The sequence below is a fragment of the Sphingomonas phyllosphaerae genome (assembly GCF_036946485.1).
GTDB classification, from domain to species: Bacteria; Pseudomonadota; Alphaproteobacteria; order Sphingomonadales; family Sphingomonadaceae; genus Sphingomonas; species Sphingomonas phyllosphaerae_E.
In genome coordinates, this window is sequence record NZ_JAQIJA010000006.1 from 371,811 (window position 1) to 398,432 (window position 26,622).

General features: G+C 68.5%; 28 protein-coding genes and 1 pseudogene. 10 read left to right on the forward strand and 19 right to left on the reverse strand.

Annotation, left to right across the window (positions count from 1 at the left end):
• Positions 1-279 precede the first annotated feature (279 nt).
• A complete protein-coding gene (gene clpB / locus PGN16_RS17500) occupies positions 280-2,859 on the reverse strand; it encodes an ATP-dependent chaperone ClpB (RefSeq protein WP_335310645.1) in 2,580 nt (859 codons plus the stop codon).
• Positions 2,860-2,975: 116 nt separating this feature from the next.
• Here clpB and PGN16_RS17505 point away from each other — a divergent pair, with 116 nt between their 5' ends.
• Positions 2,976-4,049, forward strand: a complete 1,074-nt coding sequence (locus PGN16_RS17505) for an NAD-dependent epimerase/dehydratase family protein (RefSeq protein WP_335310646.1) — start codon at positions 2,976-2,978, stop codon at positions 4,047-4,049.
• A gap of 28 nt (positions 4,050-4,077) precedes the next feature.
• Here PGN16_RS17505 and PGN16_RS17510 read toward each other — a convergent pair whose 3' ends face one another.
• The gene (locus PGN16_RS17510; protein WP_335310647.1) at positions 4,078-4,842 is read right to left on the reverse strand and encodes a glycosyltransferase family 2 protein; all 765 of its coding nucleotides are present in this window, start codon (positions 4,840-4,842) and stop codon (positions 4,078-4,080) included.
• Entirely contained in the window at positions 4,839-5,912 is a 1,074-nt protein-coding gene (locus PGN16_RS17515) for a glycosyltransferase (RefSeq protein WP_335310648.1), read from the reverse strand. The genes PGN16_RS17510 and PGN16_RS17515 overlap by 4 nt, the downstream gene beginning before the upstream one ends.
• 73 nt (positions 5,913-5,985) lie before the next feature.
• On the opposite strand from PGN16_RS17515, the gene PGN16_RS17520 reads away from it, so the two are divergent.
• Positions 5,986-6,759, forward strand: coding sequence for a glycosyltransferase family A protein (locus PGN16_RS17520; RefSeq protein WP_335310649.1), 774 nt, complete (start codon positions 5,986-5,988; stop codon positions 6,757-6,759).
• Positions 6,756-7,724 (forward strand): hypothetical protein, encoded by a 969-nt coding sequence (locus PGN16_RS17525; RefSeq protein WP_335310650.1) that lies wholly within the window; start codon positions 6,756-6,758, stop codon positions 7,722-7,724. The genes PGN16_RS17520 and PGN16_RS17525 overlap by 4 nt, the downstream gene beginning before the upstream one ends.
• A gap of 14 nt (positions 7,725-7,738) precedes the next feature.
• On the opposite strand, the gene PGN16_RS17530 is transcribed toward PGN16_RS17525, so the two are convergent.
• From PGN16_RS17530 to PGN16_RS17545, 4 genes and pseudogenes are all read right to left on the reverse strand, one after another.
• Positions 7,739-8,365, reverse strand: a complete 627-nt coding sequence (locus tag PGN16_RS17530; RefSeq protein ID WP_335310651.1) for a TolC family protein — start codon at positions 8,363-8,365, stop codon at positions 7,739-7,741.
• An 88-nt stretch (positions 8,366-8,453) separates the two neighbouring features.
• Positions 8,454-9,131 (reverse strand): annotated as a pseudogene (locus PGN16_RS17535) (TolC family protein); the annotation flags it as partial.
• On the reverse strand, positions 9,128-10,285 hold the full coding sequence (locus tag PGN16_RS17540) for an HlyD family secretion protein (protein ID WP_335310652.1): 1,158 nt from the start codon (positions 10,283-10,285) through the stop codon (positions 9,128-9,130). The gene PGN16_RS17540 and the pseudogene PGN16_RS17535, both read right to left, overlap by 4 nt.
• The gene (locus PGN16_RS17545) at positions 10,282-11,361 is read right to left on the reverse strand and encodes a hypothetical protein (protein WP_335310653.1); all 1,080 of its coding nucleotides are present in this window, start codon (positions 11,359-11,361) and stop codon (positions 10,282-10,284) included. Before PGN16_RS17545 ends, PGN16_RS17540 begins: the two co-directional genes overlap by 4 nt.
• Positions 11,362-11,407: 46 nt before the next feature.
• Here PGN16_RS17545 and PGN16_RS17550 point away from each other — a divergent pair, with 46 nt between their 5' ends.
• Positions 11,408-12,091 (forward strand): hypothetical protein, encoded by a 684-nt coding sequence (locus PGN16_RS17550; RefSeq protein WP_335310654.1) that lies wholly within the window; start codon positions 11,408-11,410, stop codon positions 12,089-12,091.
• A 91-nt stretch (positions 12,092-12,182) separates the two neighbouring features.
• Here PGN16_RS17550 and era read toward each other — a convergent pair whose 3' ends face one another.
• The 3 genes from era to dnaK all read right to left on the reverse strand — a co-directional run bounded on the left by era (position 12,183) and on the right by dnaK (position 16,302).
• Positions 12,183-13,139, reverse strand: a complete 957-nt coding sequence (era, locus tag PGN16_RS17555; RefSeq protein WP_335310655.1) for a GTPase Era — start codon at positions 13,137-13,139, stop codon at positions 12,183-12,185.
• The gene (gene dnaJ / locus PGN16_RS17560) at positions 13,136-14,257 is read right to left on the reverse strand and encodes a molecular chaperone DnaJ (protein WP_335310656.1); all 1,122 of its coding nucleotides are present in this window, start codon (positions 14,255-14,257) and stop codon (positions 13,136-13,138) included. The genes era and dnaJ overlap by 4 nt, the downstream gene beginning before the upstream one ends.
• Positions 14,258-14,397: 140 nt before the next feature.
• Positions 14,398-16,302, reverse strand: a complete 1,905-nt coding sequence (gene dnaK / locus PGN16_RS17565; RefSeq protein WP_335310657.1) for a molecular chaperone DnaK — start codon at positions 16,300-16,302, stop codon at positions 14,398-14,400.
• A 179-nt stretch (positions 16,303-16,481) separates the two neighbouring features.
• On the opposite strand from dnaK, the gene PGN16_RS17570 reads away from it, so the two are divergent.
• Positions 16,482-16,763 carry an ETC complex I subunit gene (locus PGN16_RS17570; RefSeq protein ID WP_335310658.1) on the forward strand — a complete coding sequence of 94 codons (282 nt, stop codon included), beginning with the start codon at positions 16,482-16,484 and terminating at the stop codon, positions 16,761-16,763.
• Positions 16,764-17,057: 294 nt separating this feature from the next.
• Here PGN16_RS17570 and PGN16_RS17575 read toward each other — a convergent pair whose 3' ends face one another.
• The gene (locus PGN16_RS17575; protein ID WP_335310659.1) at positions 17,058-17,597 is read right to left on the reverse strand and encodes an NUDIX hydrolase; all 540 of its coding nucleotides are present in this window, start codon (positions 17,595-17,597) and stop codon (positions 17,058-17,060) included.
• 91 nt (positions 17,598-17,688) lie between these two features.
• On the opposite strand from PGN16_RS17575, the gene mscL reads away from it, so the two are divergent.
• Positions 17,689-18,144, forward strand: coding sequence for a large conductance mechanosensitive channel protein MscL (gene mscL / locus PGN16_RS17580; RefSeq protein ID WP_335310660.1), 456 nt, complete (start codon positions 17,689-17,691; stop codon positions 18,142-18,144).
• Positions 18,145-18,339: 195 nt separating this feature from the next.
• Here the strand turns inward: mscL and PGN16_RS17585 are convergent, their stop codons facing one another.
• The 8 genes from PGN16_RS17585 to PGN16_RS17620 all read right to left on the reverse strand — a co-directional run bounded on the left by PGN16_RS17585 (position 18,340) and on the right by PGN16_RS17620 (position 24,327).
• Complete coding sequence (locus tag PGN16_RS17585) at positions 18,340-19,875, reverse strand: amino acid permease (RefSeq protein WP_335310661.1); 1,536 nt, start codon at positions 19,873-19,875, stop codon at positions 18,340-18,342.
• 88 nt (positions 19,876-19,963) lie between these two features.
• Entirely contained in the window at positions 19,964-20,356 is a 393-nt protein-coding gene (locus PGN16_RS17590) for an HIT domain-containing protein (protein WP_335310662.1), read from the reverse strand.
• Between the two features lie 10 nt (positions 20,357-20,366).
• Positions 20,367-20,714, reverse strand: coding sequence for a phosphoribosyl-ATP diphosphatase (locus PGN16_RS17595; protein ID WP_335310663.1), 348 nt, complete (start codon positions 20,712-20,714; stop codon positions 20,367-20,369).
• 65 nt (positions 20,715-20,779) lie between these two features.
• A complete protein-coding gene (locus PGN16_RS17600; RefSeq protein WP_184035265.1) occupies positions 20,780-21,013 on the reverse strand; it encodes a hypothetical protein in 234 nt (77 codons plus the stop codon).
• A complete protein-coding gene (locus tag PGN16_RS17605) occupies positions 21,010-21,222 on the reverse strand; it encodes a hypothetical protein (RefSeq protein WP_335310664.1) in 213 nt (70 codons plus the stop codon). Before PGN16_RS17605 ends, PGN16_RS17600 begins: the two co-directional genes overlap by 4 nt.
• Positions 21,223-21,645: 423 nt before the next feature.
• Complete coding sequence (fumC, locus tag PGN16_RS17610; protein WP_335310665.1) at positions 21,646-23,043, reverse strand: class II fumarate hydratase; 1,398 nt, start codon at positions 23,041-23,043, stop codon at positions 21,646-21,648.
• 139 nt (positions 23,044-23,182) lie between these two features.
• Positions 23,183-23,635 carry a GNAT family N-acetyltransferase gene (locus PGN16_RS17615; protein WP_335310666.1) on the reverse strand — a complete coding sequence of 151 codons (453 nt, stop codon included), beginning with the start codon at positions 23,633-23,635 and terminating at the stop codon, positions 23,183-23,185.
• 206 nt (positions 23,636-23,841) lie between these two features.
• Positions 23,842-24,327 carry an SspB family protein gene (locus tag PGN16_RS17620; RefSeq protein ID WP_028966722.1) on the reverse strand — a complete coding sequence of 162 codons (486 nt, stop codon included), beginning with the start codon at positions 24,325-24,327 and terminating at the stop codon, positions 23,842-23,844.
• 75 nt (positions 24,328-24,402) lie between these two features.
• On the opposite strand from PGN16_RS17620, the gene hisB reads away from it, so the two are divergent.
• Genes hisB through hisA form a run of 4 tightly spaced genes read left to right on the forward strand, consistent with a single transcriptional unit; the run spans position 24,403 to position 26,622 of the window.
• Positions 24,403-24,990: an imidazoleglycerol-phosphate dehydratase HisB gene (gene hisB / locus PGN16_RS17625; RefSeq protein WP_335310667.1), complete on the forward strand. Its 588-nt coding sequence runs from the start codon at positions 24,403-24,405 to the stop codon at positions 24,988-24,990.
• On the forward strand, positions 24,987-25,298 hold the full coding sequence (locus PGN16_RS17630) for a YciI family protein (RefSeq protein ID WP_335310668.1): 312 nt from the start codon (positions 24,987-24,989) through the stop codon (positions 25,296-25,298). The genes hisB and PGN16_RS17630 overlap by 4 nt, the downstream gene beginning before the upstream one ends.
• Positions 25,295-25,900 carry an imidazole glycerol phosphate synthase subunit HisH gene (gene hisH, locus PGN16_RS17635; RefSeq protein ID WP_335310669.1) on the forward strand — a complete coding sequence of 202 codons (606 nt, stop codon included), beginning with the start codon at positions 25,295-25,297 and terminating at the stop codon, positions 25,898-25,900. Before PGN16_RS17630 ends, hisH begins: the two co-directional genes overlap by 4 nt.
• A complete protein-coding gene (gene hisA / locus PGN16_RS17640) occupies positions 25,888-26,622 on the forward strand; it encodes a 1-(5-phosphoribosyl)-5-[(5-phosphoribosylamino)methylideneamino]imidazole-4-carboxamide isomerase (protein ID WP_335310670.1) in 735 nt (244 codons plus the stop codon). Before hisH ends, hisA begins: the two co-directional genes overlap by 13 nt.

The window sequence follows — 26,622 nt, forward strand, 5'->3', positions numbered from 1 at the left end:
CTCGCGGCTTGCGTGCTAGTCTAGAGTGCGATGGCATCGATTTGACCCGTCATTGCGAGCGAAGCGAAGTAATCCAGCGCCGCACCAGGACACCCTGGATTGCTTCGCTACGCTCGCAATGACGAATGGTATGTTCGACCTGATGTCGTCATGCTCTAAGCTCGAGCCACCGCCGTTCCCGTCGCCCCGGACTTGATCCGGGGCCCCGCTTCTGCGCGACGGAAGTTAAGAAGCGGGATCCCGGATCAAGTCCGGGATGACGGAAGGCTTTGACTCCGATCAGTCGACCGAGAGCGCCAGCTTGCCATCGCCCTCGTCGACATGGACGGTCGCGCCGTCCTTCACCTCGCCGCGCAGGATCAGCTCGGCGAGCGGGTCCTGCAAGTGGCGCTGCACCGCGCGCTTGAGCGGGCGCGCGCCGTAGACCGGATCGTAGCCGACCCGCCCGAGCCACGCGCGCGCGGCGTCGGTGAGGTCCAGCGTCACCTTGCGATCCGCGAGCAGCTTGCCGACGCGCCCGACCTGAATGTCGACGATCGGCCCCATGTGCGCCTGCCCCAGACGGTGGAACAGGATGATCTCGTCCAGCCGGTTGAGGAATTCCGGCCGGAAGTGTGCGCGGACCACCTCCATCACCTGCGGCTCGACGCTCTCGACCGGCGCGTCATCGGGCATGTTCGCCAGATACTGGCTGCCGAGGTTCGAGGTCAGGATGATGAGCGTGTTCGAGAAATCAACCGTGCGCCCCTGACCATCGGTCAGCCGGCCGTCGTCGAGCACCTGAAGCAGCACGTTGAACACGTCGCCATGCGCCTTCTCGACCTCGTCGAACAGCACGACCTGATAGGGGCGACGCCGCACCGCCTCGGTCAGCACGCCGCCTTCCTCATAGCCGACATAGCCCGGCGGGGCCCCGATCAGCCGCGCGACGGCGTGCTTCTCCATGAACTCGCTCATGTCGATCCGCACCATCGCGCTGGGATCGTCGAACAGGAATTCGGCGAGCGCCTTGGTCAGCTCGGTCTTGCCGACGCCGGTCGGCCCGAGGAACAGGAAGCTGCCCAGCGGCCGATTGGGGTCCTGCAAGCCGGCGCGCGCGCGGCGCACCGCGGTCGAGACGGCGCGCACCGCATCGGCCTGACCGATCACGCGCTTGCCGAGCACCTCCTCCATGCGCAGCAGCTTTTCGCGCTCGCCCTCCAGCATCCGGTCGACCGGCACGCCGGTCCAGCGGCTGACGACGCCAGCGATGTCGTCGGCGGTCACTTCCTCGCGGAGCATCGCGCCCTGCGTCGCGCCTGCGGCGTCGGCCAGTTGCTTCTCGAGCGCGGGGATGCGCCCGTAGGACAGCTCGCCTGCCTTGGCGAGATCGCCCTGCCGCTGCGCCTGTTCGAGTTCGAGCCGCGCGGCGTCGAGCTGTTCCTTGAGCTTCGCCTCGCCCGCGATCTTGTCCTTCTCGGCCTGCCAGCGCGTCGTCAGCTCGGCGGATTGCTGTTCGAGATTGGCGAGTTCGCCCTCCAGCGTGTCGAGCCGGTCGAGCGACGCGGCGTCGGTTTCGCGCTTCAGCCCCTCGCGCTCGATCTTGAGGCGCAGGATGCGGCGGTCGAGCGTCTCGATCTCCTCGGGCTTGCTCTCCACCTCCATGCGCAGCCGGCTCGCGGCCTCGTCCATGAGGTCGATCGCCTTGTCGGGGAGGAAGCGGTCGGTGATGTAGCGGTTGCTGAGCGTCGCCGCCGACACCAAGGCGCCGTCGGTGATCCGCACGCCATGGTGCAGCTCGTACTTCTCCTTGAGCCCGCGCAGGATGCTGATCGTGTCCTCGACGGTCGGCTCGCCGACGAACACCGGCTGGAAGCGGCGTTGCAGCGCCGGGTCCTTCTCGACATGCTTGCGATATTCGTCGAGTGTGGTCGCGCCGACGCAATGCAGCTCGCCGCGCGCCAAGGCGGGCTTGAGCAGATTGCCGGCGTCCATGGCGCCTTCGGATTTGCCCGCGCCGATCAGCGTGTGCATTTCGTCGATGAACAGGATGATGTCGCCATCGGCCTGCTTGACCTCGTCGATGACGCCCTTCAGCCGCTCCTCGAACTCGCCGCGATATTTCGCGCCCGCGATCAGCGCGCCCATGTCGAGCGCCATCAGCGCCTTGTCCTTGAGCCCGTCGGGCACGTCGCCGTTGGCGATGCGCAAAGCGAGACCCTCGACGATCGCGGTCTTGCCGACGCCCGGCTCGCCGATCAGCACCGGATTGTTCTTGGTGCGGCGCGCGAGCACCTGGATCGTGCGGCGGATTTCCTCGTCGCGGCCGATCACGGGGTCGAGCTTGCCGTCCTTCGCGGCCTGCGTCAGATCGCGCGCGAACTTCTTGAGCGCGTCGTAGCGGTCCTCGGCGCTGGCGGTGTCGGCGGTGCGCCCGCCGCGCAGTTGCGTGATCGCGGCGTTGAGTGCCTCCGGCGTGGCATTGGCGGTCTTGAGTGCCTTGCCCGCGGCGGTGTTGAGGCTGAGCGCGAGCGCGACCAGCAGCCGTTCGACGGTGACATAAGAGTCGCCCGCCTTCTGCGCGATCTGCTCGGCCTGATCGAGCACGCGCACCGCATCGGCCGACAGGCCGGGCTGATTCTGCGCGCCCGAGCCGCTGACCGCCGGGATCTTGGCGAGCGCGGCGTCGGTCTCGGTCGTCGCACGGCGCGCGTCGCCGCCCGCGGCGGTGATGAGCCCGGCGGCCATGCCCTGCTCGTCTTCCAGCAGCGCCTTGAGCAGATGCTCGGGCGCGATCTGCTGATGGTTCATGCGCAGCGCGACGGTCTGTGCCGATTGGAGGAAGCCGCGCGCGCGGTCGGTGAATTTGTCTAGGTTCATCTGTAAGCCCTGTTTCTCTTGGGTGTCAGATGGTGTTGCTTTTCGGCAACACAAGGGGTGGGTTGCGCCACCGAAGCTAGGGTGGCACCGCGAGCGTCGCAAGCATGGAGGCAGAAGTGGCGCGTCGTGTTCTGGTGACCGGGGGCTGTGGGTTCGTGGGGCGCCATCTGGTCGCCAAGCTGGCCGCCGAGGGTGGCAACGAGGTCTGGATCATCGACGATCTGTCGACCGGCAAGGCGCCGGCCGATTGGGAAGTGCCGCAGCTCCGCCACGTCGGCGAGGAGAGCGGCGTCGCCTTCCACGAGGTTGTCGGGTACGATGCGGTCGTGCGGTTCATCCGCGCCGATTTCGTCGCGGTGGCGCAGGCCGAGCTGGGGATGACGCCGTCGCTGGGGCTCGCGAAGCTGCCGGCGTTCGACGAGGTCTATCACCTCGCCAGCGTGGTCGGCGGGCGCAACGTGATCGACAACGATCCGCTGGCGGTCGGGATCGATCTGGCGATCGACAGCACCTTCTTCCTGTGGTCGGCGAAGGTCGCCCGGCCGGCGCGCATCCTCTACGCCTCGTCCAGCGCAGCATATCCGATCGACCTTCAGGAAGCCGGTGAGAGCCGCGCGCTGCGCGAGGATGACATCTCGTTCGAGAAGCGGCTGGGGCTGCCCGATTACACCTATGGCTGGAGCAAGCTGACCGGCGAGTATCTCGGGCGGATCGCGCATGAGAAATATGGGCTGAGCGTCGGCGTGGTGCGGCCGTTCTCGGGCTATGGCGAGGATCAGGACGTCGTCTATCCGTTCCCGGCGATCGCGCTGCGGGTGGCGGCGCGGCGCGATCCGGTGCGGGTGTGGGGATCGGGGCACCAGACCCGCGACTTCGTGCACATCGACGATGCGTGCGAGGCGTGCCTGCTGGTGTGCCGCGGGGTCAGCGACGCGCGGGCGTTCAATATCGGATCGGGGAAGGCGACCAGCTTCCTTGACCTCGCCGCGCGAATGGTGGCGATCGAGGGCTATGACGCGCCGGTGCTGGGCACCGAGGGCAAGCCGGTCGGGGTGGCGGAGCGCTATTCGGATGCGGCGCGGATCAGGGACGAGCTGGGATGGGCGCAGACGATCTCGCTGGATGCGGGGATCGGGCGCGCGCTGGATTATGCGCGGTCGCGGCTGGCGCGGGGTGTGGAGCCGGAGTAACGTCGCCCCTGCGGAGGCAGGGGCGACGTTACTGCTTCCACGTCTTCTCGCGCAGGTTGAGGTGGCCCAGCTTGCGCGCGTTCAGCCGCGGGCCGAGGAAGCGGTAGAAATACCAGTCCTTCGCGATCGCCGGCGTGAAATGATAGAGCAGCCGCTCGGGCAGCGTCCAGCGAACGCGGGTGCGGTCGGTGCGGCGGTCCGAGGGGATGCACCACAGGTCGAATGGGTAGACGACGCGGCCCTGCTTCACGACGCGCTGCATGATCTCATGGTCCATCAGCACATAGGACCAGTGCCGTTCGGCATAGCCCCCGGCCGCCACCAGCGCGGCGGTGCGGAAGGTCTGGCCGAACCCGCCGGTGTGGGTCTGCTTGGGCCATAGCCAGCTGGCGATGCGGTTGTGGCGGCGCTTGCGGAGCGCCCTGGCGGCGTCGGGCGGTACGTCGGTCGCCATCACCGCGACCACGTCGGGCGCGGTATAGCCTGCCTCGGCAATGGCGAGGTAGTCGGGCGGGTAATAGGTGTCGGCATCGCCGAACGCGACGAACTCGGTCGCGAGGTGCGGCATCGCGGTTTCCAGCGCGAAGATCTTGCCGGGGCGCGTCTCGCTCAGGTGCACGATCTCGACGCCCGGCAGCGTCGCGGCGCGCGCGATCGCCGCCGATCCGTCGGTCGAGCCATTGTCGACCAGGATCAGCCGGAACGGCTTGCAGGTCTGCGCGCCGAGGCTGTCGAGCGTCGCGGCGAGATACTCCGCCTCGTTGAAATAGGCGATGACGAACGTCCACTTCATGCCACCGTCTCCGCGACGCGCAGCAAGGTGCGGCACGCCGCCTCGCTCGAGCGCAGGCCGTGCGTCGCCACGACATGCGCGCGCGCCGCCGCGCCCATCTGCGCCATGCGCGTGGGGTCACGCAGCAGCGCGGCGACCAGGACGCGGAAGTCGCGTTCGGTGACGCGCAGCCCGCACTCGGGCGGGATCACGTCCGCGCCCAGCCGGTCCGCGAAGCCGACCACCGGACGTCCGCATGCCATCGCCTCGGGGATCGCGCGCGGGAAATAGTCGCGGCGCCCGGCGTGGAAATACAGCCCGGCCTGCGCGAGCAGCTCCGGTATCTCGGCATGGCGGCGGTGGCCCAGCCAGTCGATCGCCGGGTAGCGCCGCGCCATCCGCGCCGCATCCGGCCCGCCGCCCGCCACCGCGACGCGGTGCGCGCGCGACAAGGTCCCGACCTCGGCGAAGCTCTTCCAGCGCGTCACGCGGCTGACCGACAGCACGTCCCAGCGGCGCGGCGCCTCGATGGGGCGGAACAGGCCGGTGTCGATCGTCTTGGGCAGCCGCTCCATCCGTTCGCGCGGTATGCGCGGGCGCAACCAGCCGCCGGCGGCCAGCGCCTGCTCCTGCAAGGCACATTCGGTGAACAGCAACTGCGCGTGCGGGACCAGCCGGCTCCAGTAATCGCCGCCGATGATGAGCGCGAACGGGCGCTTGTCGGGGCGCAGCGCCCGGTCGAACAGCCGGTAGCCGACGCCGCCGTTGGTGCCGATCAGCACGAACAGGTCGGCGGGATCGCTGCGCGCCGCCGCCACCATCGAGTCGCTGAAATGATTGCGCGATTTCGCGCCGCCGCCGGTCTTCTCGAACAGGCGGATGCGATAGGGCGCGCCGAACGCGGGGGCGGAGACATGTTCGGCTGCCGCCGCGCCCACGCCCCACAACTCGACATCGGCGCCCAGCGCGGCTAGGAGCGCGGGCATCCGCCGGTCGCGATTGTCCCAGCGTAGCCACTCCACCGGATCGGCGACGCTGTGATAGGCCGGATAGGTGAGGACGAAGATTATGCGTGTCGTCTGGCGTGTCATGCGGCGTTCCGTTCCCGCCGTACCAGTGCCGGCCCGCCCTGCCTAGGTTGCCGACGACGTGAACAACTCTCCCATGCCTTTCGCCGACGAAGGGCCACGCATCTCCTGCCTGATGGTCACCGCCAACCGCCGCAAGCTGGCGGAGCGGTCGGTCGATTGTTTCCTGGCGCAGGACTATCCCAACCGCGAGCTGATCATCGTCGACGACGGCGACGAGGATTATGCGCCGATCCTGCAAAACATCCCCGCCGAGCGTGTGCTGCACCACCGGCTGCCCAAGAACCCGGCGACGACGCTGGGCGACCTGCGCAACCTGTCGCTCGATCTCGCGCGCGGCGACCTGATGGCGCATTGGGACGACGACGACTGGTTCGCGCCGCGTCGGCTGTCGCGATCGGTCGAGATGCTGGGCGACAAGGCGGCGGTGTGGGGTGAGGCGACGCTGATGCACCTCGACGATCCGGCGTGGCTGGATCGCCCGTATCTCAGCTGGTTCCAGGGCGGTGCGCCGAGCACGATCGTCCACCGTCGCCGCGACGACATCCGCTATCCCAGCGAGCGCAAGGGCGAGGACAGCACGTTCCGCGACGCATGGCTGCGGCTCGGCACCGCGCTGATCCCGAAGAGCGAGGCGCATCTGCTGATCCGTTGCTTCCACGGCAACAACACCTGGGATCGCGGGCATTTCGAACGGCGGCTGGCGCTGCGCCCATTGCAGATCGTCGAGTGGCGGCTGCGGCAGTTGACCGGCACGACCGCGCATTATTCGGCGTTCCGGCTGACGCCCGAGCAGCAGGCGGCGTTCGACACCTATGTCGCGCAGTCGCGCGCACTGGGGCTGTTTTGAGCGCAGCCGAGCGCTGGCGGACGCTGGCGGAGCGCCCGTGGGTACGGGTTGCGGGCAAGGTGCTGCGCTGGGCGTTCTTCGCCGGCATGATCGCGTGGATGGTGCTGAAGGTGCGTGCGATCGGCTGGACGCAGGTTGCGCGGTCGCTGCCCACCAACCCGCTGTTCTACCTGCTGTTCGTCGTCACCTTCCTGGTGCTGCCGGCGTCGGAGACGATCGTGTTCCGCACGATCTTCGCGCGCCCGCTGCCCGGCGCCTTCCCGGTGCTGATCCGCAAGCGCGTCTATAACAGCGCTTTGGTCGGCTATTCGGGTGAGTTGTACCTGTTCGTCTGGCTGCGGCGGACGATCGGCCTGTCGAAACGCGTGATCGCGATCGGGCTGAAGGACAATGCGATCCTCTCGGCGGTTTCGTCCGGGCTGGTGACGCTGCTGCTGCTGATCGGCTTCGCGGCGGCGGGCAACGGGCGGCGGATCGCGGCATGGCTTGATCCGGGGCCGGCGCTGGTGATCGCGGGGCTGGTCGGCGCGGTGTTCCTCGCGCCGCTGTTGTTCCGGTTGCGCCGGCAGTTGATCGCCATGCCGTTGCCGCAGGCGGGCAAGGTGCTGGGGGTGCATGTCGCGCGGATCGTCGCGGTGGTGTTGTTGCAGGCGACGCAATGGGCGGTGGTGCTCCCGCAGGAACCGTGGAGCGTCTGGCTGGTGTTCCTGACCGCGCAGATGGTGATCTCGCGGCTGCCGATCGTGCCGAACCGCGACCTGCTGTTCCTGAGCGCGGCGCTGGAGATGAGCGGGACGATCCAGGGGCCGCGCGAGGCGATGGCGGGGCTGTTGCTGGCGGGCGGCGCGCTGACGCAGGGGAGCAATCTGGTATTCTACCTGCTGACGTCGCTGTCGAAACAGCCGCCGGTGGAAAGTGCCGACGTCGGCGGCGAGGATGAGGACAAGATCGCGGGCGTGCCGTGAATTCGGGGGTGGGGTTACCGCCCCACCGCGGCGACATCGGCGCGGGTCCAGCCGCCGCCCATCGCCTGATACAAAGCGACATAGCTGTTGAGCCGGTCGGCGCGCGCCTGCGCCAGCGACAGTTCGGCGGTCAGCAGCGTGCGTTGCGCGTCGAGCTGCTCGATATAGCTGGAGTAACCCGCGCGGTAGCGGTTGGTGGCGTTCTGGAGCGCGCCGCGCGACGCGGCCACCTGATCCGACAAAGCCTCCGCCTGTTCGTCGGTGCGGCGCACGCCGGCCAGCGCATCCTCGACCTCGCGGAAGGCGGTTAGCGCGGTGCGGCGATAGGCGAACGCGGCCTGATCGCGCCGCGCGGTCGCGCCGCGTTCCTGCGCGCGCAACCGTCCGCCGTCGAAGATCGGGCCGAGGATGCTCGCGCCGAGCGAGAACACCACCTCCGGCTGCGCGAGCGCGGTCGACAGCACGAGGTTGGCCGCGCCGGTCAGCGATAGATTGGGGAGCATCGCCGCGCGCTGGCTGTCGAGCGTGCGGTCGGCGGCGACCAAGGTCTGTTCGGCCTGGAACAGGTCGGGGCGGCGGCGCAGCAGGTCGGCGGGCAGCCCGTCCGGGATGGCCGGGGTCGCGAGCCGCTCGAGCGTCACGCCGCGGTCGATTCGCGCGCGGGACGTCGCCGGTCAGCAGCGCCAGCGCATTCTCGGCGCGCGTGATCGCGAGTTCCGCGGCGGGAACGAGCTGCGCGGTGCTGGCATATTCGGCCTGCGCCTGCCGATATTCGAGCCGCGAGGTATAGCCGGCCTCGAAGCGCCGCTGCGCAATCCGCAGCGCCTCGGCGCGCGCCGCGAGCGTGTCGCGCGCGATCGCCAGCCGGTGATCGAGCGCGCGCAACGTGATGTAGCTTTGCGCGGCGGTCGCGGCGACCGCGAGCCGCACCGTGTCCGCCGCCGCCTCGGTGGCGAGCAGTTGCGCGCGCGCGGCGCGGGTCGCCTGCCGCAAGCGCCCGAACAGGTCGAGGTCGTAGCTGAGCGTCAGCCCCGGCTGCACCGCCGCCGACCGCGCGGTGGTGCCGAGCGCGCTGATCTGCTGCCCCTGCGTCTCGGGCACCGTGCCGCCGACCGCCGGAAGCAATTGCGCGCGCGCCAGCGCCTCGGCGGCGCGCGCTTCCTCGACGCGCGCGGCGGCGGTCTGGATGTCGGGATTGTTGGCGAGCGCGCGCTCGACCAGCGCGGTCAGCACCGGGTCGCCGAACCCCTGCCACCAGCCGGCCTGCGCCGGGCCGCCGACCGGCAAGGCGTTGCGCCACGCCGGAGGCGGCACGACCGCGGCGCTCTCGGGCGCGGCGCGGCGCGGGCCGGGCAGGGCGCAGCCCGCCAGCAACAGCGGGAGCAGCAGCGCGCGGGTCTTGTTCATCGCGGGCTCGGCACACCGTCGGTGTCGACGCGCGCCTGCACCGACATGCCGGGGCGCAACCGCTCGGCGAGCCGCTGGCCGGGGTCGACGCGGATGCGTACCGCGATCCGTTGCGGCACCTTGGTGAAATTGCCGGTCGCGTTGTCGGACTTCAGCACCGCGAACTCGCTGCCGGCGGCGGGTGAGATGCGCTCGACGCGGCCGGTGAGCCGCGCATTGGCGAGCGCGTCGACGGTGAAGCTGGCGCGCTGTCCGACCGCGATCCGCGCGGTCTGCGCTTCCTTGAAATTGGCGATCACCCATGTCTCGGGCGGCACGAGGAACATCAGTTGTGAGCCTGCGGTGACATATTGCCCGACGCGCACGCCGACTTCGCTGAGCCGCCCCGCCTCTGGTGCCCGGATCACGGTATTGGCGAGATCGATCTTCGCGAGGCGTAGCGCGGCGCGGGCGCCCGACACGCCGGCCTGCTGCCCGCCGCGTCCGACCTCGACGGTGCGGATGTCCTGCCGGGCGATCTCCTGCGCGGCCTCGGCCTGATTCAGCTGCGCCTGCGCCTGTCGCAGCGCGGCGAGCGTCTGGTCGCGCTCGCGCAAGCTGACCGAGCCGTCGGTGACGAGATCGTTGACGCGGTTCATGTCGGCCTGTGCGCGCATCAGCTGCGCGCGGGCATTGGCGACCGCCGCACCCTGCGCACCGAACGACGCCTGCCGGCTGGCGGCGGTCTGGGTGGCGTTGGCAAGCGTGGCTTGCGCGGTCTCGACCTGCGCCTGCGCCTGTTCGACGCGCTGCGCATAGATGCGGTCGTCGATGGTGACGAGCGGCTGGCCGGCTTTCACATTCTCGAAGTCGCGCACCAGCACGCGGGTGACATAGCCCGAGACCTGCGGGGCGATCACCGTCGTGCGCCCGCGGACATAGGCGTTGTCGGTCGACTCGTAAGCAGTGGTGAACGGCCAGACGCGCCATGCCGCCAGCACCGCGGCGATCCCGGCGATCGCGAGCAACAGGATCAGCGCGACCGCGGTGCGCGACAGCGCGGGCGGGCGCCAGCCGGAGCCGGCGGGCGGGGCAGGGGCCGCGGCGGCGGCGTCTTCGGCCACTTTCTCCTCGGTGACGGGGCCGGCGGCAACGGGGGAACGGGTATCGGTCATGCGGTGGCCTGAACGCGTGCGCGCCACGAACGGCGCAGCAGGAGGAACAGAAGATAGAAGAAGGTGAGCGCCGCCAGCACCGCGATCAAGCGGAACATGTCGTCATAGGCGAGGACGTTCGCCTCGCGCGTCGCGGCTTGCGACAGCAGCGCGCCGCCCTCGGCGCTGCGCAAGGACGGGTCGCCGACCACGCGCGCGACGCCGCTCGCGCCCGACTGGAGGCGCGCCTGGACGATCGGGTCGGTCGGGTCGATGGCCTGCACCAGCGCGGCGCTGTTCGCCTTTTCGCGGACGATCTGATAGGTGCCGAGGATCGCGGTGCCGGCGAGCCCGCCGATCGAATTGAGCACGCCGAACAAAGCGAGGAAGCTGATGACGTGTCCGGCGCCCTGTTGCAGCGCGCGCGTCATCCCGAACAACAGTGACGGCCCTAGGAAGAAGGCACCCGCGAAGGCGATCGTCGCCTGTGTCGCGTACAATTGCGGAGCGCGGGTCAGGCTGGTCGAATAGGAGTCCACCCAGGCGGCGATCGCCACCAGCCCGATCGCGAGCATCACCGGATGCGCGAGCTTGGTCGGGTCGAGCGTGATCGCGCTGATGACGAACCCCGCGACGGTGGCGAGAAAGATGATCGTGAAGAACGGCACCAACTGGTCGTTGTTCTGCCCCAGCACGGTCAGCAACCCGACCGCGCCATAGGTCTGTTCGGACAGCACGATCCGCGCCATCAGCGTCACCACCGCGAAGCGGATGATGTCGGCGCTCCCCAGCCAGCGCGTGTTGAGCAGCGGATTGGCGCGGTGATGCTCGATGATGAGCGCCGCCGCCAGCATCGGGATCGCGAGCAAGAGCGCCCAGCCGATCCACGCCGATTGCGTCCACCACACGTAACGCCCCAGCCCGAGCACCGCCGCGAACAGCCCCATCGACCCCGCGAACAAGGCAAAGGTGACGAAGTCGAGCTTCTCGAACGCCTTCTGCCGCGTCGTCGGCGGCAGGCGGAAGGCGAGCACCGCGGCGAGGCTGAGCGCCGACAGCCCGAGCTCGAACAGGTAGAGCGTTCGCCACTGGCTCATCGACAGCAGCTCGGGCGAGAACAGCCGCGCGAGCGGGGGTGGCGAGTTGCGGGATGCCGATCCCGAGCACGATCGCGCGCAGCCGCCATTTGGCGGGGAAGGCCTGCATCAGATAGTAAAGCGCGAAGGTGTTGAGCGCCGCGCCGGCCATGCCGCTGGCGCCGCGCACCAGCACCGCCGACCAGAAATCGCGCACGAACAGATGACCGAGCGTCAGCAGCAGATAGAGCGACAGGAAGATGATCGCGAACGGCCGCAAACCGAATTGCTGGCGGAACTTGATGAGCAGCAGGTTGATGCTGACGTTGGTCATCACATAGACCGTCGGCAGCCACGCGATCTCGGCCGGATCGAGCCCGAGCGCCCCCGCCAGCGTCACGGTGTTCGCGCTGACCAAGGCATTGCCGAACCCGCTGGTCAGCCCGACGAGGATCGCGACCAAAGCATAGGCGAGCTTGCGGCGGCGCGGGTGGTCGGGCGAACCGGGCGAGCCCGGCATGACCGGACGTTCGTGGGGCGCATAGTCCCAGCGTTCCTCGGCGAGGACGGTGCGGAGGCGGGTGAGGAGCGCCATTTCAGCTACATGCCTGCGGTTGCGCGCGCTGTCATGAGGGTGACGAGCGCGTCTGCCCTTCTTTCGTCATCCCGGCGAACGCCGGGATCCACGTCGCCGCAGGCACCGCCGTCGTTGCTCTTGCGGCATGCTGGACCCCGGCCTTCGCCGGGGTGACTGCGAGGGCTGGTGGCCATCGCTGACGTGGTGGCGGCGGAGAGAGACATGGGCCCCTGCCTGCGCAGGGGCGACGGTGGGTAGTCGGGCGTCACTCCACCCAGTCGAGGCCGAGGTCGCGGTAGACGCCGCGATCCTCGTCCCAGCCGGGCTTGACCTTGACGTGCAGGTACAGATGCACCGGACGGTCGAGCAGCACCGCCAACTCGGCGCGCGCCTTGGCGCCGATCTCCTTGATCCGCGCGCCGCCCTTGCCGAGCACGATCGCGCGCTGCGAGGTGCGCTCGACCATGATCTGCTGGTGGATCTCGGTCGAGCCGTCCGGGCGGTCGGTGAACTTCTCGGTCTCGACGACGCTGGCATAAGGCAGCTCGGCGTGGAGTTGCAGGTACAATTGCTCGCGCGTCACCTCGGCGGCCATCGCGCGCTCGGTCGCGTCGGAGACGTGATCCTCGGGATAGTGCCACGGCGCGGCGGGCAGCGCCTTGGCCAGCTCGCGCTTGAAATGCGCGACGCCGTCGCCGGTCTGCGCGGAAATGAAGAACGTCTCCGCGAATGGCAGCAGCGCGTTGAGCTTCTCGGCGTGGAGCAGCAACTTGGGCTTGTCGGCGAGGTCGACCTTGTTGAGCACGAGATAGATCGGCTCGGGCCGGCCCTTCAACGCCTCGGCGATCTCGGTCACCTTGGGGCCGAGCCCGCCCTTGCCGTCGACGACCAGCGCGATCACGTCCGCGCCCTCGGTCCCGCCCCATGCTGCCGACACCATCGCGCGGTCGAAGCGGCGCTTCGGCTCGAAGATGCCGGGCGTGTCGACCAGCAGCAGCTGCGTGTCGCCCTCGATCGCCACGCCCATCAGCCGGGTGCGCGTCGTCTGCGCCTTGGGGCTGACGATCGCGACCTTCTGTCCGACCAAGGCATTGACCAGCGTCGACTTTCCGGCGTTCGGCGCGCCGACCACCGCCACCAGTCCGCAATGCTGCGCCCCGGCGTCCTCCGGCGAATGTTGCGAATGTTGAGGCGCTGGCGGGTTGGATTCAGGCTCGGTCATTCGCCCGCAATGGCATTCTTGAGCCGCGAGAAGAAGCCCTGGCTCTGCGGGCATTCCTCACCGGTCTCGGTTTCGCGGAACTCCTCCAGCAACGCACGCTGGCGCGTGCTGAGCTTGGTCGGGGTCTCGACGTCGATCTGGATCACCAGATCGCCGTGTCCGCGGCCTTGCAGCACCGGCATCCCGGCGCCGCGCTGGCGGAGCTGCTTGCCCGACTGGATGCCCGCCGGAATTTTCACCTCATGGCGTTTCCCATCGAGGCCGGGGATCGACATCGTCCCGCCGAGCGCGGCGGTGGTGAAGCTGATCGGCGCGCGCGCGAACAAAGTCGTGCCCTCGCGCTCGAACAGCGCGTGCCGCTTGACGTGAAGGAAGATGTAGAGGTCGCCGGCCGGTGCGCCGCGCGCGCCCGCCTCGCCCTCGCCGGTCAGCCGGACGCGCGTGCCTTCGTCGACGCCGGGCGGGACCGAGACGGCGAGCGTCTTGGTCTTTTCCACGCGCCCCTCGCCGCGGCAGTCGCCGCACGGATCGGTGATGACCTGCCCCGAGCCGTGGCAGAGCGGACAGGCGCGCTCGACGACGAAAAAGCCCTGCTGCGCACGGACCTTGCCGTGGCCGTGGCAATGCTGGCAGGTGTGGGCGTGCGTGCCGGGCTTCGATCCGGTGCCGTGGCACGTGTCGCACGGTGCGGAGATGTCGACGGTGATCTCCGTCTCCTTGCCGTGGAACGCCTCCTCCAGCGTGATCTCCATGTCGTAGCGCAGGTCGGCGCCGCGGCGCGTCTGCTGCCGCCCGCCGCCGCCGCGCTGCCCGCCCATGAACTCGCCGAACACGCTCTCGAAAATGTCGGAGAAGCCGCCGAAATCCTGCGACTGGTGCCCGCCACCGCCGTTGCGGAACGCGGCATGGCCGAAGCGATCATAGGCCGCGCGCTTCTGCGGGTCCTTGAGGCAATCGTATGCCTCGCTGACCGCCTTGAACTTCGCTTCAGAGTCCTTGCACCCGGCGTTCTTGTCGGGGTGGTATTTCATCGCGAGCTTGCGGTACGACGATTTGATCGTCGCCGCATCGGCGGTGCGCTCGCATTCGAGCAGCTCGTAATAGTCGATTTCGGTCATAGACAAATCAGCCCTCTCCCCTCCGGGGAGAGGGTTGGGTGAGGGGCGGCCACGAACGCGTTACTGCGTTGTGAAGATACGCCCTCTCACTACTCCTCTCCCAACCCTCTCCCCGAGGGGGAGAGGGCTAGGATGTCACTTCACTTCTGCTCGTCGACTTCCGAGAATTCGGCGTCGACCACGTCGTCCTTCTTGGCCTCTTCGGCGCCCGCCTCGCCCTGCGGCGCGGCATCGGCCTGCTGCTGCTTCTCGTAGATCGCCTGACCGAGCTTCATCGCGACCTGCGCCAGCGCCTGGCTCTTCTCGTTCATCTGCTCCGGGTCGTTGCTCTCGACCGCCGCCTTGGCCGCGTCGATCGCCGACTGGATCTCGCCCTTGAGCGATTCATCGACCTTGTCGCCATTGTCGGCGAGCTGACGCTCGGTGGTGTGGATCAGCGATTCGGCGTTGTTCTTCGCCTCGGCCGCCGCACGGCGCTTCTTGTCCTCCTCGGCGAACGACTCGGCGTCGCGGACCATCTTGTCGATGTCGGCGTCCGACAGACCGCCCGAGGCCTGGATGCGGATCTGCTGCTCCTTGCCGGTGCCCTTGTCCTTGGCGCTGACGTTGACGATGCCGTTGGCGTCGATGTCGAACGTCACCTCGATCTGCGGCACGCCGCGCGGGGCGGGGGGGATGCCGAGCAGGTCGAACTGGCCGAGCAGCTTGTTGTCCGCCGCCATCTCGCGCTCGCCCTGGAAGACGCGGATCGTCACCGCCTGCTGATTGTCGTCAGCGGTCGAATAGGTCTGCGACTTCTTGGTCGGGATCGTGGTGTTGCGGTCGATCATGCGCGTGAACACGCCGCCCAGCGTCTCGATGCCCAGCGACAGCGGGGTCACGTCGAGCAGCAGCACGTCCTTGACGTCGCCCTGCAGCACGCCCGCCTGGATGGCGGCGCCCATCGCGACGACCTCGTCCGGGTTGACGCCGGTGTGCGGGTCCTTGCCGAAGAACTGCTTCACGACCTCACGGACGCGCGGCATGCGGGTCATGCCGCCGACGAGCACCACTTCGCTGATCTCGCTGGCCGACACGCCGGCATCCGCCAGCGCCTTCTTGCAAGGGTCGAGCGTGCGCTTGATCAGGTCCTCGACCAGCCGCTCGAGATCGGCGCGGGTGATCGTCTTCACCAGATGCTTCGGGCCGTTCTGGTCGGCGGTGATGAAGGGCAGGTTGACCTCGGTCGACGCCGCCGACGACAGCTCGATCTTCGCCTTTTCGGCGGCTTCCTTCAGCCGCTGGAGCGCGAGCTTGTCCTTGGTGAGGTCGATGCCCTCATCCTTCTTGAAGCCTTCGGCCAGATAGTCGACGATCTTGTTGTCGAAGTCCTCGCCGCCCAGGAAGGTGTCGCCGTTGGTGGCCTTCACCTCGAACACGCCGTCGCCGATCTCGAGGATCGAGACGTCGAAGGTGCCGCCGCCGAGGTCATAGACCGCGATCGTCTTGCCGTCCTGCTTGTCGAGGCCATAGGCCAGCGCCGCCGCGGTCGGCTCGTTGATGATGCGCAGTACTTCGAGACCCGCGATCTGGCCGGCGTCCTTGGTCGCCTGACGCTGCGCGTCGTTGAAGTACGCCGGCACGGTGATGACCGCCTGCGTGACCGTCTCGCCGAGGTACGATTCGGCGGTTTCCTTCATCTTCTGCAGCGTGAAGGCGCTGATCTGCGACGGGCTGTAGTCCTTGCCGCCGGCCTGCACCCACGCGTCGCCATTGGCACCCTTCACGATGTGATAGGGGACCAGCTCGGTATCCTTCTTGGTGACCGGATCGTCGAAGCGACGGCCGATCAGGCGCTTCACCGCGAAGATCGTGTTGTCGCCATTGGTGACGGCCTGACGCTTGGCGGGCTGCCCGATCAGCCGCTCGCCGTCCTTGGCGAAGGCGACGATCGACGGCGTGGTGCGCGCGCCTTCCGCATTCTCGATCACCTTGGCCTTGCCGCCTTCCATCACGGCCACGCACGAATTGGTGGTGCCGAGGTCGATACCGATAACTTTTGCCATGAGTGCTTTACCTAGCCCCTGCATATTTGTGACTTCATCGCCGCCACGCCCCGTTACGGCAGCGCAACCGCGTGTGACGAAGGGCGATATAGGTGGCGTGATCCGGCCCGCAAGATTGCGGCGTGATGTCGGCGGGAACCATTGCCTGTTCGCCGCGTGGGACGTAGGAGGAGCCCATCATGCAGACCGCCCGCATCTTCCAGCGCCCCAAGAACGCCATGCAGTCCGGCAAGGCCCGCACCGACATGTGGCAGCTGGAGTTCGAGCCCGGCGAGCCGAAGCGCCCCGATCCGCTGACCGGCTGGGCGGGCAGCGGCGACACGCGCGACCAGATCCGGTTGTTCTTCCCGACCTGCGAGGCGGCGGTTGCCTATGCCGAGGCGCAGGGGCTGGCGTATACGGTGATCCCGACGCCGGAGAAGAAGCTCAAGCTGCAGAGCTATGCGGATAATTTTCGCTGAGGTGACGTCGGTTCAGAACGCGATGCCGTCGCCCCGGACTTGATCCGGGGCCCCGCTTCTTCCTGGCGACCGAGGTAAGTAAGAAGCGGGATCCCGGATCAAGTCCGGGATGACGTGATGAGGGCGGACGGTCCGCCCCAAACCCCGTCGCCCCTGCGCAGGCAGGGGCCCATGTCTCTCGAATTGACGTGCGCGGTTTGACACAGGCGCGGCGCGTAATGTGTCGAACGCTCCGACGGACGAAACAGTCATAGGCCCCTGCCTTCGCAGGGGCGACGGCGGTTGGCGCGACGGTTACGCGATCAACACATCCGCGAGCAGCACCAGCATCTTGACGTCCATCGCCACGCCCGCGGCGCGCTTCTGCGCGACGAACGCGGCGATCTCGGTGCGCGGCACCAAATGCACCTCGATATCCTCGTCGGCCTCGCCGCCGCCGTCGCCGACCTTGACCAGATCGTGCGCGCGCACCAGCGTGAAGCCCTCGCTGTTCATCCCCGGCGAGGAATGGAAGAAGCCCAGCTCCTCGATCCGTCCGGCGCGATAGCCGGTTTCCTCCTCCAGCTCGCGCGCCGCGCCGACCGCGACCGCCTCGCCCTCGGTCTCGTCGCCGATCAGCCCGGCAGGGAGTTCGAGGCAGCGGCACCCGAGCGGCACGCGATATTGCTCGACCAGCACGACGCGGTCGGCGTCGTCGATCGCGACGATCACCGCCGCCTGAATGCCGCGCTGGCGGGCGACGAACTCCCAGCCTCCCTGCTTGACGACCTTGATATAACGGCCTTCCCAGGCGGTTTCGGGCAGGAAGGCGGCGTCGCGGTGCGGATGGGTCATGGGCCCTCGTTTATCGGCCCCGCGCGGGTTGGCGAAGCGAAAAACCGCGCCTAACCTCGGTCATATCGTGCAACAGGGAAGGAAGCCGATCATGCTCAAGGATTTCCGGGCGTTCATCGCGCGCGGCAACGTGCTGGATCTGGCGGTGGGCGTCATCATCGGCGGCGCGTTCGCGACCATCACCAAGTCGCTGACCGACGACGTCATCATGCCGATCGTCGGCGCCTTGTTCGGCGGGTTCGACTTTTCCAGCTATTTCTTCCGGCTCGGGCCGGTGCCGGCCGACTATAAGGGCTCGCTGACCAGCTATGCGCAGCTCAAGGCGGCCGGCGTGCCGCTGCTGGGCTATGGCGAGTTCATCACCGTCGTCATCAACTTCCTGATCCTCGCGTTCATCGTCTTTCTGCTGATGCGCAGCGTCAACAAGCTGATCGCGACCGTCGAGCGCGAGAAGGCCGCCGGCGATGCCGAGCCGGCCGCCGATCCCGCCGAGGTGGTGCTGCTGCGCGAGATCCGCGACGAGCTGAAGGCGCGCCCTCAAGTATAAGTGCCGTCGCCCCTGCGCAGGCAGGGGCCTATGGCTGTCTCGTGATGTGGGCGGCCTGACACAGCGGTGTCGCTGCATGTGTCAGATCTTATTGCGGCACGATACAGACATGGGCCCCTGCCTGCGCAGGGGCGACGAAGAAAGGGCCGGGGGGATCGCTCCTCCCGGCCCTCTTCTCTAGCCTCACGCCTCCGCTCAGTGCGTCTCGTGGACCTCGACGATCCCGCGCCCGAGATGGCTGTTGCGGCGGCTGTAGCCGAAGTAGATCACCAGCCCGACCGCGCCCCACACCGGCAGCACCAGCATCGCCGCCGAGGGGAGGTTGAAGAACAGGAACACGCAGCCGACGATCGTCAGCGGCCCGACCAGCCACAGCGCCGGGGTGCGAAAGCTGCGGGGATGCGCGGCGGCGGTGCGGCGCAGGATCATCACCGCCACCGCGACCATCGCGAAGGCGTAGAGCGTCCCGGCATTGGCGATGTCCGCCAGCTGACCGACCGGCAGGAAGGCGGCGGCGAACGCGACGCCGACCCCGGTCATTGCGGTGACAATATGTGGCGTCTTCCACTTCGGATGGACGGTCGACAGCCGCTCGGGGAGCAGACCGTCGCGGCTCATCACGAAGAAGATGCGCGTCTGGCCGAACATCAGGATCAGGATCACCGACGGCAGCGCGACGAAGGCCGCGATGCCGAGCAGATTGCCGACGCCCGACCAGCCGATCGTGCGCAGGACGTGCGCCAGCGCCTCGCCCGAGCAGACCAACGCGTCCTTATATTGCGGCAGCGCGCATTCGCGGGCCAGTTCCTCGGAGCCGGCCGGGAAGGGGATGCCGTTCGGTCCCATGATCGGCTGCCCGCCGATCGTGCCGATCGCGCCCGCCGCGACGAGGATGTAGAAGACGGTGCAGAACAGCAGCGACCCGATCAGCCCGATCGGCACGTTGCGCTGCGGGTCCTTGGTCTCCTCCGCCGCGGTCGAGACCGCGTCGAACCCGACATAGGCGAAGAAGATCGTCGCCGCCGCGCCGACCGCGCCGACCCCGGTGCCGAAGCCGCCGAAGACGCCCGCCGGCAGGAACGGGTTGAAGCGGTCGGTGCTGAAATAATCGCTCGGCAGCGTCAGCGCGACGAACGCGGTCAGCGCGGTCACCTTGATCGCGACCAGCACCGCGTTGACGCGCGCGCTCTCGGTGGTGCCGATCATCAACAGCCAGGTGATGAGCAGCGAGATCACCACTGCCGGCAGGTTGATGAACCCGCCCGGCGCGCCGCCCAGCGCCAGCGGCGCCGCCGACAGCCATGGCGGCAGATGGATGCCGAGGAACTGGTTGAGGATCGTGCCGGTGAAATAGCCCGACCAGCCGACCGCAACCGCGCTGGCCGCCACCGCATATTCGAGGATTAGCGCCCAGCCAACCGTCCAGGCGAGCAATTCGCCCATCGTCGAATAGGTGTAGGTATAGGCCGAACCCGCCACCGGGATCATCGCCGCGATCTCCGCATAGCAGAGCGCGGCGACGATGCAGATCGCGCCGGCGATCGCGAAGGCGAGCATCAGGCCGGGACCGGCCTTTTGCGCGCCCGCCGCGGTCAGCACGAAGATGCCGGTGCCGATCACGCAACCGATGCCGAACAGCGTGAGCTGGAACCAGCCGAGCGTGCGATGCAGCGACTTTTTCTCGGCGGTGGCGAGGATGGCGTCGAGAGGTTTGACGCGCCCGAATATCATGTAGGTCGAAGCCCCCGGAAAATCACATTTGGCGGGAGCCTAGCGGCGGATCGCGGAGGCGCAATAGTGTTGCGCTACGATGACGGTTTCAATCGCGACGATCGTTGTGCACCAGCATGGGACCGAGCGCCCGCCCGCCGAGGATATGGACGTGCAGGTGCGGCACCTCCTGATGCGAATCGAGCCCGGTGTTGGCGAGCAGCCGGTAGCCGCTGGCGACCAGCCCGGCGTCGCGCGCTGCCTGCCCGATCGCGCGGGTGAAGCTGACGATCTCGGCGTCGCTGGCGTTGGCCGAAAAGTCGTCCCAGCTGACGTAGCTGCCGCGCGGCACCGCCAGCAGGTGCGTCGGCGCCCAGGGCGCGATGTCGTGGAAGACGATCGTGTGATCGTCCTCATAGACGCGCTTCGACGGGATCTCGCCGCGCAGCAGCCGCGCGAAGATGTTGCCGTCGTCATAGGGCAAAGTGGCGTCGACGCTCATGCGGGGCTCCTCATCCGGCGCGGAAGGAGAGGGGGCGGGGGCCGCGCGCGGCCTTTTCCTCGTGCCCGCTGGTGCCCTCGCGCTGCGCCAGCTCGGCGCGGATGTCGTCAGGGGTGAGCCCGGCGTCGGCGAGCAGCACGAAAAGGTGATAGAAGAGGTCGGCGGCCTCGGGGACGATCGCACGCGGGTTCTGCCCCATGGCGGCGATGACGATCTCGGTGGCTTCCTCGCCGATCTTCTGCGCGATCCGCGCGCGGCCGCGTGCGAACAGCGAGGCGGTGTAGGAGCCGTCGGCGTCGGCGCCCTTGCGCGCGGCGATCGTCGCGAACAGCCGGTCGAACGTGTCGGTAGCGGTCATGGCGACGGGGTGCCGCGTCGCGCGGGCGGGGTCAATGGCTCTCCGCCCGCGCAGGCGATCATGGGTCAGGCGCCCGGCGGGTAGCGCGAGGGCCGGCCGGCGGTGGCGACCTTGCTGGCCTTGTGCCGGTCATAAGCCTTCTTCGCGACATAGGCACCGCCGAGCGCCCAGCCGAGCGGCCCCATCCGCGTCACCGCGCGTGCGGCGACCGCGCCGAGGATCGCGCCGCCGGCACCGCCGTCACGCCCGCGCCGGTCGAGTTCGCGCCCGATCAGTCCGCCCAAAATGCTGCGAATCATGCCTTGATCCTTTCCGATACGCTGTCACCGAGGATTTCGATTCCCTTCAGCACGCCCCAGCCGATCGCCCATGTGGCGACGATCGGCAGCGCGACCTTCAGGACATTGGCGGTAATCGCGCCGTACAAGGCGCCGTCGGCGGCGCTGTCGTCGCCCGACATCGAGTCGATCGCGCCGCCGATCAGCGCGCCGATCGTGGTAGCACCCATGATGAGAACCCCTGTTCGTTTCGCATCAACAATGCCGTGGGGGGCGGTGCGGTTCCGGTTGACTGAGCAGACGTCAGATCATGATGAGACGGCCTCGTATCTATCGGTTGTCATTGCGAGCGTAGCGAAGCAATCCAGGGCGTCCTGATCCGGCCCTGGATTGCTTCGCTACGCTCGCAATGACGGATAAAGGTTGTCGCCCCGGCCTTTGAGCCGGGACCCCGCTTCTTCCTCTTGACGGTCAAATGGAAGATCAGGGCGCCGGATCGATCCAGCTCGTCACTGCGAGCGCAGCGGAGATCCAGAGCGGTGGGCCCAGACGCTGGATTGCCGCGTCGCTCCGCTCCTCGCAATGACGTTCACGGGTGTTGTCGTCACGCGCCGGAAAAGCGGGGCCACGGATCAAGTCCGGGGCGACGGGCTTTACGAGCGACCCAGCATCGCCTTGGGCTGCACCACGCGGTCGAAGGTCTCCGCATCGACCAGCCCCAGCGCGAGCCCGGCTTCCTTGAGCGTCAGCCCCTCGGCGTGGGCGTGCTTGGCGATCTTCGCGGCATTGTCGTAGCCGATCTCGGGCGCGAGCGCGGTGACGAGCATCAGCGAGCGGTCGAGCAATTCTGCGATCCGCCCTTCATTGGCGGTCAGCCCCTCGACGCAGCGTTCGGCGAAACTGTCGCAGCCGGTTGCGAGCAGGTCGATCGAGCGCAGCACCCCCGCGCCGATCACCGGCTTGAAAACGTTGAGTTCGAGATGCCCCTGCGCGCCGCCGACCGTCACCGCGACATGGTTGCCGATCACCTGCGCCGCGACCATCGTCAGCATCTCGCACTGGGTCGGGTTGACCTTGCCGGGCATGATCGAGCTACCCGGCTCGTTGGCGGGCAGATCGAGTTCGCCGAGCCCGCAGCGCGGGCCTGAGCCGAGCAGCCGGATGTCGTTGGCGATCTTGGTGCACGCCACTGCGAGCGTGTTCAGCGTGCCCGACAGATGGACGAGCGGATCGTTGCTCGCCAGCGCCTCGAAGAAATTGTCGGCCGGGCTGAACGCGATGCCGGTGATCGCGCCGAGTTCGGCGCAGATGTCGCGCGCGAACCCGGCGGGGGCGTTGAGCCCGGTGCCGACCGCGGTGCCGCCCTGTGCGAGCCGGTCGGTGCCTTGCTCGACCGCCGGCCCGATCCGCCTGAGGCAGCGGTAGAGCTGGTGCGCATAGCCGGAGAATTCGTCGCCGAGCGTCAGCGGGGTCGCGTCCTGCAGATGCGTGCGGCCGATCTTGACGAGGTCGCGCCATTGCTGCGCCTTGGCATCGAGCGCGGCGTGGAGCCGTTCGACCGCCGGGAGCAATCGCTGCCGCACCGCGATCGAACAGGCGATGTGGAGCGCGGTCGGGAAGCTGTCGTTCGAGGATTGGCCGCGGTTGACGTCGTCATTGGGGTGGACGGGGGACTTGCCGCCGCGCGTGCCGGTCAGGATTTCGTTGGCGCGACCGGCGATCACCTCGTTGACGTTCATGTTGCTCTGCGTGCCGCTGCCGGTCTGCCAGATGACGAGCGGGAAGTGATCGTCGAGCTGACCCGATGCGACTTCCTGCGCGGCCTGTTCGATCGCCTCGGCCTTGTCGTCGGCCAGCCCGTGGCGGCGGTTGACGCGCGCGGCGGCCTGTTTGACGAGGGCGAGCGCGTGGACGATCTCGATCGGCATCCGCTCGCGCGCGCCGAACGGGAAGTTCTCGAGGCTGCGTTCGGTCTGCGCGCCCCAATAGGCGTCGGCGGGGACCTCGATCGGGCCGATCGAGTCGGTTTCGGTGCGGGTGGCCTGGGTCATGCGGGGATAACTGGCCGGGCGGGCGGTTGTTGCGCAATGGGCCGCATGTCTGCCGTGATGCACTTCACCCTTCGTCATCCCGGGCTTGACCCGGGATCCCGCTTTATCGTCAGCCGTCGTGAAGAAGCGGGGCCCCGGGTCAAGCCCGGGGCGACGGCTCGAGGGTGGGGGCGTTAGGCTGGTCAAGCCGCTTCGACAGGAAGAAGCGCGCCTCGCCGGGTGGGTAGTCGTCGATCTGGCCGAACACGTCGTAACCCAGCTTTTCGTAGAAGCCGCGCGCCTGAAAGCTGAACGTGTCGAGCCAGATGCCGACGCAGCCGAGCCGTCGCGCCTCGTCCTCCGCCGCCAGCATCAGCGCGCGGCCTTGTCCCCTGCCGCGCGCTTCCGGCGGGAGCGCGAGATATTTGACGAACAGCCAGCGATAGCTCGCCTCCGCCCACAAGCCGCCGATCGCGGTGCCGGCCTCGTCGCGCAGGATCAGCGCGACCTTGTGGCGCTCGGTGGGGCCGGCAGCGGCGTCGTTGTGCGCGGCCAGCGGGGCGAGGATCGCGTCGAGTTCGGCCTCGCCGGGGTTGGGGATGTGGTCGATCATGTGGGTCGGTCCGTCATTGCGAGCGCAGCGAAGCAATCCAGAGTCCCGCGCGCGACGCTCTGGATTGCTTCGCTGCGCTCGCAATGACGGGGGGGAGGGGGCACGTCATGGGAGTAAATCCCATGACGTCGGACGCGCTTGCTGCGCGCCGGCCGTGCCCGCGCCTCGCTTCGCGACCGCGGCGCACTGGTGTGCCGCTGGCGCGGTCATTTCTTCCTCTTGAAATCCACCGCCACGACGTTCGACCCGTCCTCGACCGGGGTCACGCTCGGGCCGTCGTTCTCGGCCGGGTCGTGCGGGCCCGGGCCGTCGCCGGGGCCTTCCTGCGCCTGGAAGCGCAGCTCGAAATTGACCGTCGGGTCGTGGAAACCCGTGATCGCCGAATAGGGGATCACCAGCTTCGACGGCACCTGGTTGAAGCTGAGGCCGACCGAGAAGCGCTCCTGATCGACCGTCAGGTCCCAGAAGCGGTTCTGGAGGACGATCGTCATCTCGTCCGGGAAGCGCTCGATCAGCCGCTGCGGGATGTCGACCCCGGGTGCCTGCGTCTTGAAGGTGATGTAGAAGTGGTGCTCGCCCGGCAGGCCGCCCGACTCGGCCACGGTTCCCAGCACGCGCCCCACGACCGCGCGCAGGGCTTCCTGCACGATTTCGTCATAGGGGATCAGGCTGTCGGGCAGCATATCGCTCATGGCCGCCATGGGTAGCGCGGTGCGCGGCATGGTCAAGGTTGCTTGGAACGACATGCGCGTTATGGACGAGGCGATATGCGCACCGCCACGATCCGCCGCGACACTTCGGAGACGAAGGTCGCCGTCACCGTCAACCTCGACGGGACGGGGGTTTACGACGTGAAGACCGGCGTTGGCTTCTTCGACCATATGCTCGAACAGCTGTCGCGCCACGGGCTGATCGACCTGCACGTCCGCTGCGACGGCGACCTGCACATCGACGCGCATCACACCGTCGAGGACACCGCGCTGGCGATCGGCAGCGCGGTGGCGCAGGCGCTCGGCGACAAGCGCGGCATCCGCCGCTACGGCGACGCGCTGAGCCCGATGGACGAGACGCTGACCCGCGTCGCGCTGGATATTTCCGGGCGGCCGTGGCTGGTGTGGCGCGCGCATTTCTCGCAGGCCCGGCTGGGCGAGATGGACACCGAGATGTTCCAGCATTTCTTCCACAGCTTCGCGCAGAACGCCGGCATCACGCTGCACATCGAGACGCTGTACGGCGACAACAATCATCACATCGCCGAGAGCATGTTCAAGGGGCTGGCGCGCGCGCTGCGCGCCGCGGTCGAGATCGACCCGCGCAAGGCCGATGCGATCCCCTCGACCAAGGGAACTTTGTGACGGGGTTCCGCGCCGGCGGCGGGCTGTGCGTCGTGCTGCTCAGTTATGTGCGCCCGCTCGATGAAGTGGACGCGCAGATGGCGGCGCATGTCGCATGGCTGGAGCAGGGGTTCGGGCAAAGCGTGTTCCTCGTCGCGGGGCGGCGCGCGCCGCGCACCGGCGGGGTGATCGTGATGCGCGGCGCGCGCGAGGCGGTCGAGCAAGTGGTCGCGACCGATCCGTTCGTGACCAGCGGGGTCGCGACGGCGGAGGTCGTGCCGTTCAACGCCAGCTTCGCCGCCACCGAGCTGCACGGGTGGCTGGCATGACGCTCGCGCTGATCGACTATCAGGCCGGCAACCTCCATTCGGTCGAGAACGCGCTGCGCGCGGCGGGCTGCACCGATCTGACCGTCACCGCCGACCCCGAGGTGGTGCGGCGCGCCGATCGCATCGTGCTGCCCGGCGTCGGCGCGTTCGGTTCGTGCGCGGCGAACCTGCGCGCGGTGCCGGGGATGGTCGCGGCGCTGGAGGAGCGGGTGCTCGGGCAGGGCGCGCCGTTTCTCGGCATCTGCGTCGGGATGCAGTTGCTCGCCGAAACGGGCGAGGAACTCGGCGTCCACAAAGGGCTCGGCTGGATCGCGGGCAGCGTGCGCCGGATCGACCCGGCGGGCAGCGACGCCAAGGTCCCGCACATGGGCTGGAACGACGTGGTGCCGACCGCCGGCCATCCGCTGATCATGCCCGGCGAGGCCTATTTCCTGCATAGCTACGCCTTCACCGGCGCGGGCGTGGTCGCGACCACCGACCATGCCGGCCCGGTGACCGCCGCGGTCGCGCGCGACACGGTGCTGGGCGTGCAATTCCACCCCGAAAAGAGCCAGCGCTACGGCCTGGCGCTGCTCGAAAGGTTTCTGGCATGGCGTCCCTGATCGTCTTCCCCGCGATCGACCTCAAAGGCGGGCAGGTTGTCCGGCTCGCAGAGGGCGATATGGCGCGCGCGACCGTTTATGGCGAGGATCCCGCCGCGCAGGCGCGTGCCTTCGCCGAAGCGGGCGCGACGCATCTGCACGTCGTCGATCTCGACGGCGCGTTCGCAGGCGAGAGCGTCAACGGTGAGGCGGTGCGCGGGATCGTCGCGGCGTTTCCGGGCAAGGTGCAGCTCGGCGGCGGCATCCGCACGCCCGAGGCGGTCGCGGCATGGCTCGATCTGGGTGTGGCGCGGGTGGTGATCGGCACCGCCGCGCTCGAACAGCCGCAGTTCGTCCGCGACATGGCGGCGCGCTATCCCGGCCAGATCGTCGTGGCAGTCGACGCGCGCGACGGGATGGTCGCGACCAAGGGCTGGGCGGAGGTCTCCACCACCAGCGTCGCCGATCTCGCGCGGCAATTCGAGGATGCGGGCGTCGCGGCGGTATTGTTCACCGACGTCGGGCGCGACGGGCTGCTCAAGGGCTGCAACGTCGCCGCGACCGTCGCGCTGGCGCGCGCGGTGCGTATCCCGGTGATCGCCAGCGGCGGAGTCGCGGACATCGACGACATCCACCAGCTCGCCGCGCATGCCGATGATGGCGTCGAGGGCGTCATCACCGGGCGCGCCTTGTATGACGGGCGGCTCGACCTCGGCGAGGCGCTGCGGGTGGCGGGGCGCTGA